9 protein-coding genes and 1 tRNA gene are annotated in these 13,160 nt (G+C 70.9%); 1 reads left to right on the top strand and 9 read right to left on the bottom strand.

Translation table 11 applies throughout. The features are described from left to right. Nucleotides 1-132: 132 nt before the first annotated feature. A tRNA-Pro gene (locus ACLII4_RS11675) sits at nt 133-206 on the bottom strand. A gap of 54 nt (nt 207-260) precedes the next feature. Beyond that, nucleotides 261-596 carry a MerR family transcriptional regulator gene (locus tag ACLII4_RS11670; protein WP_412067575.1) on the bottom strand — a complete coding sequence of 112 codons (336 nt, stop codon included), beginning with the start codon at nt 594-596 and terminating at the stop codon, nt 261-263. Nucleotides 597-679: 83 nt separating this feature from the next. On the opposite strand from ACLII4_RS11670, the gene ACLII4_RS11665 reads away from it, so the two are divergent. Continuing rightward, complete coding sequence (locus tag ACLII4_RS11665; RefSeq protein WP_412067574.1) at nt 680-1,618, top strand: DMT family transporter; 939 nt, start codon at nt 680-682, stop codon at nt 1,616-1,618. Nucleotides 1,619-1,626: 8 nt separating this feature from the next. Here the strand turns inward: ACLII4_RS11665 and ACLII4_RS11660 are convergent, their stop codons facing one another. From ACLII4_RS11660 to pelF, 7 genes are all read right to left on the bottom strand, one after another. Then, nucleotides 1,627-4,677, bottom strand: coding sequence for an AAA family ATPase (locus ACLII4_RS11660; protein ID WP_412067573.1), 3,051 nt, complete (start codon nt 4,675-4,677; stop codon nt 1,627-1,629). A 74-nt stretch (nt 4,678-4,751) separates the two neighbouring features. After that, entirely contained in the window at nt 4,752-5,324 is a 573-nt protein-coding gene (gene hpt / locus ACLII4_RS11655) for a hypoxanthine phosphoribosyltransferase (RefSeq protein WP_412067572.1), read from the bottom strand. 25 nt (nt 5,325-5,349) lie between these two features. Continuing rightward, a complete protein-coding gene (tilS, locus tag ACLII4_RS11650) occupies nt 5,350-6,627 on the bottom strand; it encodes a tRNA lysidine(34) synthetase TilS (RefSeq protein ID WP_412067571.1) in 1,278 nt (425 codons plus the stop codon). Further along, nucleotides 6,624-8,534 (bottom strand): DNA mismatch repair endonuclease MutL, encoded by a 1,911-nt coding sequence (gene mutL, locus ACLII4_RS11645; protein WP_412067570.1) that lies wholly within the window; start codon nt 8,532-8,534, stop codon nt 6,624-6,626. Before mutL ends, tilS begins: the two co-directional genes overlap by 4 nt. A 12-nt stretch (nt 8,535-8,546) precedes the next feature. After that, the gene (locus ACLII4_RS11640) at nt 8,547-8,828 is read right to left on the bottom strand and encodes a hypothetical protein (protein WP_412067569.1); all 282 of its coding nucleotides are present in this window, start codon (nt 8,826-8,828) and stop codon (nt 8,547-8,549) included. Between the two features lie 247 nt (nt 8,829-9,075). Next, a complete protein-coding gene (locus ACLII4_RS11635; protein ID WP_412067568.1) occupies nt 9,076-11,193 on the bottom strand; it encodes an elongation factor G in 2,118 nt (705 codons plus the stop codon). Nucleotides 11,194-11,197: 4 nt separating this feature from the next. Next, entirely contained in the window at nt 11,198-13,093 is a 1,896-nt protein-coding gene (gene pelF / locus ACLII4_RS11630) for a GT4 family glycosyltransferase PelF (RefSeq protein ID WP_412067567.1), read from the bottom strand. Nucleotides 13,094-13,160: the final 67 nt, after the last annotated feature.

Genomic DNA, 13,160 nt, shown 5'->3' with positions numbered 1-13,160 from the left:
GACGTGGGTTCCCTTGAGCGAGCAGTCCCCTCGAGAAGGGAACCGCCCGTGGCTACTCACTCCTCTGCGCCCCCTTTCCCCTCGCCCCAAACGACCGACCGCCCGGCCCCGTGAGGGACCGAGCGGTCGGAGTCGGGTAGGCCGGATTTGAACCGACGACCCCCAAGCCCCCAGCTTGGTGCGCTACCTGGCTGCGCCACTACCCGAGGAGCCGATGGGACGCGGAGTCCCGTGGCGGGTCGGCGAAACTAGGGGGCTCGTCAGAGGCGCCGCAACACGTCCGCCAAAAACGCACGCAGGTCTTCCAACTCGGCCCGGGACAGGTCGACGCTCGGCGCCTGCCCCGCCGGGCTGTCGCCGGCCAGCACCTGCTTGGCGCCGTCGATGGTGTACTTCTCGTCGCGCAGGAGGCCGCGGATGCGCTCGACGACCTCGATGTCGCGCTCGGTGTAGGCCCGGTTCCCCGCGCGGTTCTTCTTGGGGGCTAGGTCCTCGAACTCCGATTCCCAGTAGCGGAGCACGTGGGGTTTGAGGTCGGTCGCCTCGGCGACCTCCCGGATCGAGTAGTAGAGCTTGCGGATGCCGGGCGTGGGCATGGTGAGGATCGCGTGCGGACCGCGAGCGCCGACGGGGCCGGGCGGGCGGCGAGCTACGTTCGGCGGGTCCCCCCACCGTGCCGTTGCGTCGCGCCCTGCTCGCCCCCGAGGTCGGCCTGCTGGCCGTGGTCCTGGTGTGGGGGGTCAACTTCGCAGTCATTAAAGTACCACTCGAAGTGGCGCCCCCGTATACGGTCAACGCGCTGCGCTTTGCCGTGTCGGTGCTGGTGCTCGGCGGGCTGCATCTTCGGCAGTCCCGGTCCCGTGGGGTGTCGCCGTTGGTCACGTTCCGGACGGGGGGCACGGGAGCGGTCATCGGGCTTGGCCTGCTTGGCATCCTGCTGTACCAAGTCGTCTTCATCGTGGGGATCGACCGCGTCTCGGCGGGGACGGGCGCGCTTCTCATCGCCACGAGCCCCGCGTGGACGGCGCTCACGGCGCATCTCCTCAAGCAGGAGCGGCTTCTCGCGCTCGGGTGGGCGGGCTTCGCCGCCAGCCTAGGCGGCGTCGCGCTCGTGGTCGCCGGGAATCCGGCGGCGGCGTTCGAGGGCGACCGGAGCGGGGTCGTGCTCATGCTGGCTGCCGCGCTGGCGTGGGGCGTCTACACGACATTGGCGCGCCCGGTCCTCGACCGGGGTGCGACGCCCGTCGGCCTCACCTTCTGGGGCATCGTCGTGTCCGCGCCGGGCCTCCTGGCGCTCGCCGCCCCGGAGGCCGCCAGCGTCGACTGGGGCGCCTTCGACGGCTGGGACGTGGCGGCGATCCTGTTTTCCGGCGGGCTCTCGACCGGGCTCGCGTACGCCATCTGGAACACCTCGGTGCAGACCGCCGGCGCCTCGCGGACGGCCGCGTTCTCGAACCTGGTGCCCGTCGTCGGGGTGATGGCGGGGGTTGCCCTACGGGGTGAGCAGGTGACGCTGCCTCAGATCGTCGGAGGCGCGCTGATCGTGGCCGGCGTCGTAGTGGTCCGTCGCTTCGGCATCGCAGCGTTGCCGGGGCCGCTCCCGCCAGTCGTCGACTGAGGGCGCCCTCAGGCCCCGATGATGTCGAACGTCGAGCCGGTGACGGGCTCCTTGCGGACCTCGATGCGGATCGGGAAGGCGTCCTTCAGTTCGTCGAGGTGGGTGATGACCAGGATCGTCTCGAAGTCGTCTTGGATGGCGCGGATGGCACCGATCAGGCTCTGCAACCCCTCGGCGTCCTGCGTGCCGAAGCCCTCGTCGATGACGAGCGTACGGATCTGGGTGCCGGAGCGCTCCGCGAGCATCTGCGACAGCGCGATGCGGAGGGCGAAGTTGACCCGGAAGGCCTCACCCCCTGAGTACGTCTCGTAGGGCCTGGCGTGGCCTTGGTCGTCGGTGATGCGGATGTCGAGCGTCTCCTTCGTCCCGCCGCCCGTCTTCTTGTCCTTGAGCGTCTCCAGCGCGATCCGCGTGCGGCCGCGCGACAAGCGGTCGAGCAGCGCGTTCGCTCGCGCTTCGATCTCCGGCAGGGTCTCCTCGATAATCAGCGATGGGATGCCGTTCTTCCCGAAGGCGCGCCGCAGGTGACCGTAGAGGGCGCGCTCCTTTTTGACATCCCGGAGTTCCGCCTTCGTGGCCGTGCGCCGCTCGCGGTCCTTGGCCGCCCGGTCGAGGCGCTCCGTCAGACCCCCGAGGCGGCTCTGCGCTGCCGCCAAGCGCGACTGCGCCGCGCCCCTCGCTTCCGTCGCCCCGTCCCGCGCCTTGACGGCCGAATCGCGCTCCGCGAGCGAGGCCTGAAGCGCGTCGAGCGCCGTCCGCTGCTCCGCCGTCCGCTCACGGACCGCCCGCCGGTCCGTGGCGATGGCCGCGCGGCGCTCCGCCAGATCGGCCCGTTGGCGGCGGGCGTCGAGCAGGCTCGCCAGCCGCGCCGGGGCGTCCGACACGGCGTCGAGCGCTCGCGAGACGCGGTCGTGCTCGTCGGCGCGGTAGCCGATGGCCTCCGCCTGTTTGTCGAGAGCCGCCATCCGCGTGTGCAGCTCGGCCCCAGCGTCGCCCCGGTCGAGGGCGGAGCGGGCGGCGGCGAGGTCGACGGCGCGGCGCTCCCGTTCGGCTCGGGCGCCCTCCAGCCGTTCGGCGGCGACGGTGAGCTGGCGGAGCCGACCGGCCCAGTGGTCCCGAAGCGCGGCCTCGGCCCGTGCGCGGTCGTGCGCGGCAGCGTCGTACGCCACGGACGAGAGCGCGTCGACGAGACGTGTCCGTTCGGCGTGGACGTCCGGACTGAACGCCTCCTGATCAATCTGATGTTTGAGCTGGCGGGCCTCCTCCCGGAGCGTGTCCAGGCGCGCTCGGGCCGCCGCCAGCCGGGTCGCTTCCTGCGCGGCGGACGCGAGGGCCCGGGCCGCCACGTCCCCTGCTTCGAGGGCCGGGCCGAGAGCAGTGAACTCGGCTCGGAGCGCGTCGCGAGCCGCGATGGCGTCGGCCCGCTCGCGATCAACGGCCGCCCTCTGCTGCGCCAACTCCCCGAGTTCGGCGTCGTAGCCCGCCAGCACGTCCGCCCGGTGGGCCTCGCTCAGGTCCGAGCCACACGTCGGACAGGAATCCTCGTCGCTGGCGGCCAGCTTGCGGCGGCGGCCCTCGATCCTCGCGGCGTCGGCCGCCAGCGACTGGAGCCGCCCATCGAGCGCGCCGACGGTCCGGGACGCCTCGCCGCCCTCGGCCTGGATCGCTTCGCGTCGGGCCACGGCGGCCTCTCCGGCCGCCACGGCCGCCGCGAGCGCCGCAGTGTCCGGCCCGGCCTCCCCCTTCACCTCGCCCGCGAGCCGCTTCCCCTCCTCCACAACGCCTGAGTAGCGGCCCTCTAGCGCGCCCTTGTCGGCTGCGAGCCGCTTGTCGAGCGCGTCGATGCGGGCGGCAAGCGCGTCGCGCTCTTTCGACGCCGCGTCGAGCGTGTCCAGATCTGCGCGAGCCGAGTCGGCGCGGGCGAGCGCAGTCTCCGCCTCCGCCCGTCCCGCGACAGCCTCGGTGTCCGCCGCGATCTGCCGGTCGAGGGTCTCGACCTGCCCCGCCAGCTTGGTCACCCCCGCCTCGGCCGCCGCCCGGACCTGCTGGATTTCCAGCCGCAGCGCGTGCCGCTGGCCGTCGATGCCCCGGTGCAGCGACGCCTTCTCGTCGAGGGCCGCCCGGCTGGCGCGCAGGGTCTCGTACTCGGCGTGCCCCGCTTCGATGGCGTCGGCCTGTGCGATCAGTGCGTCGGCGGACTCGATCTGGGCAGCGACGCGGGCGTCGTCGGCGTCGAGGCGGGCGAGCCGGTCGGTGGCCTCCGCGAGCGACCGCTGGAGTGCTTCCGCCTCGCGCGCGGTCGCGTCGAGCGCGCTCAATGTGGCCGTCGCCTGGGCCACCGCTTGCGCCGCCGCCTCGACCTCCGAGGTCGCCTCGGCGACCGCCGCCTGCGCCACGTCCCGGTCGGCCTCCCAAGCGCCGACGCCCTCCAGCGCCTCGTCCAGCCGCGTGGCCTCGGCCTCCAGCGCCGTTGCCCGCTCGCGGAGCCGGGACCACCGCGCGCCCGCCCGTGCCGCCAGCAGGTCGTACCGCCCCAGCGCCAGGATCTTGCCCAGGATCTCCTTTCGCTCGCCGGGGCGCTTCTTGGTGAACTCGTCGCTCCGTCCCTGGAGCAGGAACGTCGAGTTGATGAACGTCTCGTAGTCGATCCCGACGCGCCCTTCGATCAGCGCTTGCGTGGCCCGGACCGACTCGGCGGTCAAGGCCTGCCACGTCTCGCCGTCCAGCACCTGGAATTCCAGCCCCGGCTTCGAGGTCTTCCCGCTGGCGGAGACCTGGTAGCTCCGCACGACGCGGTAATCGGTCGCGTCGACGCGGAACGCGAAATCGACCTCCATCGACCGGGACCCGACGCGCAGCAGTTCCTCGTCCGGCTTGCGGGCCTCGCTCGACTTCCGGGCCTCGCCCCACACCGCCCACGTCATCGCATCGAGCAGCGCGCTCTTGCCTTGCCCGTTACCGCCCGACAAGCAGGCCACGTGAATGCCTTCGAGGTCGAGGACCGGCGCGTCTTCCCCGTACGAGAGGAAGTTCTGGAGGCGGAGACGGAGCGGGACCATCGGTCGGCGGGGGGACGCCGCAAGATCGCCCGGCCTGGTGCCATCGGTCGGGCACCCGTCCCGTCCGCCGTGCCCTACGCCTGCTCTTCGTCCAGGATGTAGATCGCCCGGAGGTTGCGCGCCAGCTGGCCGTAGTCGAGCCCGTAGCCGATCACGAACAGGTTGTCGATGTCGAAGCCCACGTAGTCGACGTCCACCTCGACCTTCATGGCGTCCGGCTTGCGGAGCAGCGTCGCCGTGCGGAGCGAGGCCGGATTGCGATGGGCGATCTGCTCCATGACGTACTTCATCGACAGGCCGGTGTCGACGATGTCCTCGACGACAATGACGTGGCGGCCCTCCAGCTTGGCGTCGATGTCCTTGAGTTCGGTGACGTTGCCGGTCGAGACCTTGCCCTCGCCGTAGCTCGACAGCTTGTAAAAGTCGACCTCGGAGTCGGCCGGGATGGCCCGCATCAGGTCGGCCGTGAAGATGAACGCGCCGTTGAGCACGCCGATCAGAATTGGGATGCCGACGTCGGCGTAGTCCGTAGCGATCTGGGCGCCCATCTCGCGGATCCGGGCCTGGATTTTCTCCTCGCTCAGGTAGAGCGTAAACCGCTCGCCGCGGCAGGTGACGACGTCGGGGGCGGCGGCGATCTCGGACATCGTGCGGGCGGCTGGGTCCGGGAAGCTACCCCGCCTCCCCGTCGGCGTGCCACGACCACCGCGCCGCTCGCCGGGTCTTCGCGGTGACGGCCGCCCAACTCGCCAGCCGGTGGCCCACGACCCAGGCCACGCGGCCGCCTGCAACCACGAGCGGCGCGTGCGGCCGGTCCGCGCGAGCCACCCCACCCTCTCGAAGGACGTCCGCGACGGGGCGGGACCCATCCAGTCCAAGCGGCTCAAGGCGGTCGCCGGGTCGCCACGTCCGTACGCTCGCACCTGCGACTTCGTCCGCGTCGACGACCACGGACCAGCGGTCGGCGCTAAAGGCGGTCGGGGGCGCATCGAGGGCAGTGGAGACGAGGGCTCCGCCGGCGCGCGGCCGGTCGGTGTCGAACCGAAGGGCGTCCCGCTCGCGCCACACGATGAGCCCCCCGCTGTCGACAGACGTGCCGACGTCCGCGCTGAGCAGTGCCGCCAAGCGGGCCACGAGGACGCGCGAGCGCGCCGCGTCCGGGGCCCACTCGGCAACGGCCTCCGCCAGGACGGCGTCTCGCGTGCCATCGGGCAGCGCGTGCACATCGAGATCGAGTCGGCCCTCCCCTACCGTCAGCGCGAGAAGCTGCTCGCGGACGGTTTCCAGCGCGGCGCGTGCCGCATCGGCGGAGGCCGCGATCCGGCGGTCGACACCTCCGCCCCCTTCGGCACGCAGGGCCGGGAGTGCGGTGTGGCGCAAGCGATTTCGAGCAAAGCGGTCGGTGGCATTCGAGGAGTCGTCCCGCCAGGCCCACCCGTGCTCGCGGGCGGCGGCTTCGACCTCGGCTCGCGCCGCGTGCAATAACGGCCTAAGGAGGATGACGCCGTCACCGAGCGCCCGCGTCGGCGGCATTCCCGCGAGCCCTCGCAACCCGGCGCCGCGCGCCAGCGCCAGCAGGACCGTCTCGGCCTGATCGGTCGCCGTGTGGCCGGTGGCGACGGCAGTGCAGCCCTGCTCGCGCGCGGCCTCGGCCAGCGCGGCGTACCGCGCGCGGCGGGCCTCGGCCTGCACGTTCCCTTCGTCGACGGCCACCGCCAGCCGGACACACCGGACCCCGAGGCTCGACGCGAGGTCGGCCACAAACGCTCCGTCCTCGGCGCTGTCTGGGCGCAACCCGTGGTCGACGTGGGCGGCGACGATCTCGACGCCAAGCGCGACGAGCGTGTGGAGCAGCACGGTCGAGTCAACACCGCCGCTGGCGGCCACCAGCGCTCGGCCGTCGATCCCAGCCGCCTCCAGCGCTTGCGCGACCCGGGCCTCGACGGTCACCGGGGCCGGAAGCGGCGGTCGATCTCGTCGCTCGACAGCCGCGTCATCGTCGGTCGGCCGGCGGGGTCGGAGAAGGGATCGGCGCAGCCAAAGAGCTGATCGACGAGCAGCCGGGCCTCGATCGGACCGAGGGTGTGGCCGGGCTGGATGGCCGTGCGGGAGGCCATGCTCCGAGCGACGTTCTCCCGAGCGCCGAGTTGGAGCCGGTTGTTCCGCCGGAACTGTGCCAGCAGGTCGTCGAGCACGTCGCGCTCGTCGCCCAGCGTCACGTCGGCAGGGACGCCGCGGACGAGGACGGGGCCGTCGTCTGGGATCCGAAGCTCGAAGCCGAGCGCCGCGAGGTCGGGGGCGATCTCGGAGAGCAGCGCGCGGTCGGTCGGCCCGAGCTCGACCGTGAACGGAAACAGCAGCTGCTGGCACGACGCCATCCCGCTCTCCATCGACGCCAGCGCCCGCTCATACAAGATCCGTTCGTGCGCCGCGCGCTGGTCGACGACGAGCAGGCCAGAGCGGACCGGGGACAGCAGGTACCGGCCGTGCAGCTGCCAGAAGGTGCGCTCCGGGTCGTCAGCGAGGTCAAGGTCGAGGTCGCCTTCCGGGACGGGGCCCAGACGCGACGGGATGGGGCCGACGGGTGGCCCAGGATCGACGGGCGGGAGCGGCGTTGGCGTCGGGGCCGGCCGTCGCGCCTCGGTCGGACGAAAGCTGGCGCCCGCCTCCAGGCGAAACGAGGTGGGCGCGGCGTCGCGGGTGGCCCCGTCGCCCCGGGGAGGCATCGACACGGGCGGGCCAGGATCGAAGTCCACGGAGCTCGGCCGGTCGGGCATGGGTGGGAGGGCCGCCGGCGGCGCGAGATCGGCGCGGACGGCGCGGTCGTCGAACGCCAGGCCGAGCCCGCCCTCCGCGAGCGACCGCTTGACGACGGCCTGCACGAAGCTGTACACGCCGCGGTCGTCGTCGAACTTGACCTCCGTCTTCGTCGGGTGCACGTTGACATCGACGTGCCGGGGGTCGACGTCGAGGAACAAGGCGTAGAGCGCGTGGCGGCGCTCGGGCAGCAGGGCGCCGAACGCGCTGCCGACGGCGTGGTCGAGCGACCGGCTCTTGACATAGCGGCCGTTGATGAAGAGGTACTGCTCGCCGCGGCTGCGCCTGGCGCGGTCGGGGTGGGCCACCAGCCCGGTGACCGACAGGTAGCTCGTGGACTCCTCGACCGCGACGAGCCGACCGTCGAGACCGCCGCCGGCGAGCGCACCGAGCCGGACCGCGAGGGCGTCGTCGCCCTCGGCCGCCGGCAGGCGCCAGACCTCGGTCCCGTCGTGGACGAGCGAGAACGCGACGTGGGGATGGGATAGCGCGAGGGCCTGGAACGCCTCGACCAAGTGCTTGAACTCGGTCGCCGGGCTCTTCAGGAAGGCCCGGCGCGCTGGGACGTTGTAGAACAGGTTGCGGACCGAGATGCAGGTGCCCTCGGGCGCCGCGCACGGCGACACGTCGACCACCTCTCCCCCGTCGGCCCGGACGCACGTCGCGGCCTCGTCGTCGCGGCGGCGAGTCTTGAGTTCGACTTGGGAGACCGACGCAATCGACGCCAGCGCCTCGCCGCGGAACCCGAGGGTGCGCAACGACTCCAGGTCTTCGAACCGACGGAGCTTGCTGGTCGCGTGGCGCCCGAAGCAGGCGACGGCGTCGGCGGGGCCCATCCCGCAGCCGTCATCGAGCACCTGGATCAGCTCGGACCCCGCCTTCCGCAGGGTCACCTCGACAGAGGCCGCCCCCGCGTCGAGGGCATTCTCGACCAGCTCCTTGAGCGCGTTCGCCGGCCGCTGCACGACCTCCCCCGCCGCAATTTTGCTGGCGAGGGTGTCGGGGAGGGCCCGGACGAGCCCGTCGGTCGCGTCGGGCATCGCCTCCATGGGTTACTGGAAGAACCACCCGCCGAACGCCGTCACGTTCTCGACGATGTCCTCGATGTGGATGAAGAGGTAGAACGCCAGCGCAAGGCCCAGCCCGACGGCCACGAACTGTGGTTGCTTCGTCTTACGCGTCCGCCGCTCGCTGGGGCGGACAAACTGGAGCTGGCGCTTGCGCCTCGCGTCGGCCTCCGGGTTGTAGAACCGGGGCTGGTAGTCGAACCCGCGCGGGCGGGCGTTGCGGCCGTTCTGGATGCCCAGCATGAGGATCGATGGCGTGTCGGTCAAGGTAACGACGGGCCCGGGGCGTCCGTGCCCGGGCGCCCGATGGTCCCACCGGCCGGTGACAGCGCTCCGTCAGCCTCGCATGTCCGCTCCGGGACAGAGCCGGCTGTCGGGAATGTGGCCGAGTCGGGGCGTCACATGACCCCGTCGGATGGGCCATTGACGGCGGCGTTCGACGAATGCCGAGGCCGGTTCGGCGATTCAGGCGTCGGGGCGGCCCCAGAGTCGTGGGAGACGAGGTAGGGGCCGCTCAGGCGGCGACCGCCTCGGCCTGCTCGGCCACCAGCTTGGCCTGAACGTCGCGAGGGACGGGGTCGTAGTGGCTAAATCGCGCGCGGTGCAAGCCACGTCCCTGCGTCATCGAGCGGAGCGCGGTCGAGTAGCGGTAGAGCTCAGCCTCGGGGACGTGGGCGACGATTTTCTGGAACGGGCCCTCCGCTTCCATCCCGTGGATGCGCGCGCGACGCGTGTTGAGGTCGCCGAGCACGTCGCCCATGTGGCTGTCCGGGACGAGCACTTCCAATTCCACGATGGGCTCGAGGATGGCCGGCTGGGCGTCACGGAATCCGTCGCGGAACGCCATCTTCGCCGCCGTCTTGAAGGCGTTCTCGTTCGAGTCGACAGAGTGCATCGACCCGTCGTAGACGACGACGCGGACGTCGCCGACCGGGTAGCCAGCGACGGGGCCCTCGCGGAGCATGTCGGCGACGCCCTTCTGGATAGCCCCGAAAAAGCGCTGCATGTCGATGACGCCACCGACGATGGCATCGACGTAATGGACGCGGCTTCCCCACTCGGTCGTCACCTCGGCCTCGTTGCGCACCTTCATGGCGCCGGGCGGATCGAAGTCGTGATCAGCGGGCTCGACCAAGATCTCGATCTCGGCGAACTGGCCGGCGCCCCCCGTCTGCTTTTTGTGCCGGTACTTGGCGTCGGCCCGGCTGCGGACGGTCTCACGGTAGCTGATCCGGGGCCGCTCGTAGACGACATCGACGTTGGCGCGGTGCGCCATCCGGTACTTCGCGATGTCGAGGTGCATCTCGCCCTGCCCCGCGAGCGTGACCTGGCCCAGGTGCGCGTCGTGCTCGACGACGAGCGACGGGTCCTCTTTGACGATCTGCGCCAGCCCCAGGGCAAGCTTGTCCTCTTCGCCGGATCGGGCGGCCCGGACCGCCAGCCGCATCCGGGGCTCGGGGTAGTCGACAGGTGTCACGACGGCGTCGGATCCCTTCGCGCGCAGCGTGTCGCCGGTCGAGGTGTGCTTGAGCTTGACCGTCACACCGATGTCCCCGGCCACCAGGTGCTGCACGTCGTCGCGGGACGAGCCGTTGATGGCATAGAGGCCGCCGAGCCTCTCTGTCGCCCCGGTGTGCGCGTTTTCTAGGTCCTGGCCCGCGGTCAGGGTCCCGTCGTACACCTTCATGTACGAGTACTCGCCAACGTGCTCCTCAGCCATCGTGCGGAAGACAAACGCCACCGGCGCGCCGTCGGCGGTCACCGACACGGACCCGGCCTCCATGTGGGGCGGCGGCATCTCAGCGGGGCTCGGGCAGACGTTGTCGATGAATGACATCAGCCGCGATACGCCCACGTTCTCGCTTGCGACGGTCAGGAAGACGGGGAACAGCTCGCGCTTGAGCATCGAGTTGTGCAACCCGGTCCGCATCTCGGCTTGGCTGAGCTCGCCCTTTTCGAAGTACAGCTCCATCAGCCCCTCGTCGTTCTCTGCGATGGCCTCGACGAGCTCGTTGTGGAGCGCGTCGGCGGCTTCCCGGAAGGCATCCGCGATGGGCTCTACGATCGCCCGGCCGCGTTCGTCGAACCGGAGCTGCTTCATCAGCAGCACGTCGATGATGGTCCTCGTGCCCGAGCCCCCCGGGAGTTGGACGGGGATGGCCGCCCGCCCGTAGCGCTCTTGAATCCGGGCAAGCGCAGCGGAGAAGTCCGACCCGGCCGTGTCCAGTTTGTTCATGACAAACATCGCAGGCGTCTCCGTCTGGGCCGCGTAGGTCCACGCCAGCTCCGTCCCGACTTGCACCCCTTCTGACGCGTCGATCACGAATGCCGCTGTGTCGGCGACCTTGAGGGCGGTGATGGTCTCCGCTGAAAAGTCGAGGTACCCAGGCGAATCGAGAATGTTGATCTTGTGCCCCTCCCATTCGGCGTGGAGCAACGAAGTGAACACCGACATCTCCCGCTCGCGCTCGCTCTCATGGAAGTCGCTCGTCGTCGACCCTTCCGTCACGGTCCCCATCCGAGGGATGGCGCCGGCGCTAAAGAGCATGGCCTCGGCCAGCGTCGTCTTTCCGCTCCCCTGGTGCCCCACGAGGGCGACGTTGCGGATGTGGTCGGCGTCATAGACGGTCATCTTGTCAGGGGGAGAAGAGGGGCGACCGGGGGGCCGGAAAGATCCCAGGCCGTGAAGAGAATGTCAAGGAGACAGAATCCTCCCCTCCCGTTCCCTTTCGACCCACTGGATGTAGATGGGAACCGGACGTAGCTCTGCCGCTCGCGCCGGGGGGCGCGCCGAAGTGCGGGGTGCGGTGGGGGTGCCCCCCAGGCGGGCCACGCCCGCGGTCCAGCGCGTGCTCGGTGCGCATGGAGCGTTCCGGCGTAGAGGACGCGCGCCGTGCGGACACACGGCGATGGGCGGTCCGACGCAATCGCGTGGAGCCGTCCCCGGCGACGCCTGTGGCACCGTCGGCGAGGGCTGGCACGGCGTCAGGGGCGGGAGGCGGGAGCGCCAGCGGATCCGGCGCGCCTAGGGCGGGCGGGAGCGGCACGTCGGTGAGCCCAGCCCAGTGGCGGTAGGTGAGGCGATGCGCGTCGAGCATCTGGTCCAGCCCGAAATCGCGGACGGCCCGCTCCCGGCCCAAGCGGGCGCACTCGTCGTAGCGCTCGCGGTCGAGCAGCAGGTCCGCCAACCCCTCCCCTAGTGGTTCGACGCCACGCGGGGGCACGACGATGCCGATGCCCTCGACCGCCTCTTTGACGCCGCCCACATCGGTGGCCACGACCGGGCGACCGCAGGCCATCGCCTCGATGACGGAAAACGGGAAGCCCTCCGAGATCGACGAGAGCGCGAACACGTCGCCCTCGTGGTACAGTTTCGAGGGCTCGTCGTGGTAACCGGCAAACGTGAAGTGGTCCCGGACGCCGACCTCATCGATGAGCGCCTCACAGCGGGCGGTGTAGGGCTTGTCGACCCAGTTCGCGCCGTAGACCACAAAGTGGACGTCCGGGACGCGACGGCGCGTCACGGCGCACGCCCGGATCAGCGTCTCGATGTCCTTCAGCGGGAAAACGCGGGCGGCGGTGACGACCGTTGGGCGCCGGCCGGCTGGCGTGCTCGTGGGGGGGGCAAACCGGTCGGTGTCGATCCCATTGTAGATGGGGCGGATCCGATCGCGGGTGACGCCCATCCGTTCCTCCCACCGCGCGTTGTGCCGGCACACAGGCGACACCTGGTCGGCCGCCACGTAGCACACGCGGCTGACCAGATGGACCAGCCGGAGCAAAAAGCGCTTTAGGAAGAACGACTCGGTCGAGGCCGACATCGCGATGTAGCGCTCACGGAGATAGATCCCGTGGTCGGTGACGACGAGTGGCGTCCCGTGCTCGACCTTCGCGATCACGCCCGCCAACCCGGCGAACCCCGCCAGCGTCGCGTGCGCAAGGTCGGTTTTGGGGACCTCGACGGTAATCGGGAGCAAAAAGCTGTAGAGCCACCGAAGCGCCTGCACCATGTCGCCGAGCGACGGCGCCACGTCCTCGCCGGCCGCCTGCGCGAGCATCGTGTCGCGAAAGGCCTCCCACGTTCCCTCGGCGCGGAACGACGCACGGTGGTCGTAGCGGACGAAGTAGCGGTTGAGGTCGCGGATGAGCCGTGCCTCGTCCCAGCCGGCCTCCTCGGGCCGCTGGAGCGCGTCGAGCAGACGCTCGACGAGGGGGATGAATCGGGACTCGACGACGGCCTCGCTGGTCCGGGCCCGGCGCAGCACTGTCGTCGCGAACGGCTCGTCGTGCCGCGTGAACTCGGTTGGCTCGGCGGACCCGAACAGGGGCACGGCGACAATCGACTTGACATGCTCGGGCAGCTCCCTGTGCAGCCGTAGCGCCGTCGAGCCCGTCACCGCCAGTAGGTGGACGTCGACGTCGGGCAGCCCATGGATCACCACGTCCGCCCAGGCCGTCACGCCCCCGCCCTCGAAGGGGTACGTCCCTTCGGTGGTCAGCAGGACGGAAGGGCGACGAGGAGAGACGGACACGGTGGAGGGTGGGATCTCTGTGATCGATCCAATCCTCATTCCCTCGTCCCCGCCCCCGCTCCTTCGG

This window comes from Rubrivirga aquatilis (assembly GCF_046845665.1).
Classification (GTDB): domain Bacteria; phylum Bacteroidota; class Rhodothermia; order Rhodothermales; family Rubricoccaceae; genus Rubrivirga.
This window is presented reverse-complemented; position numbering and strand designations above follow the sequence as displayed.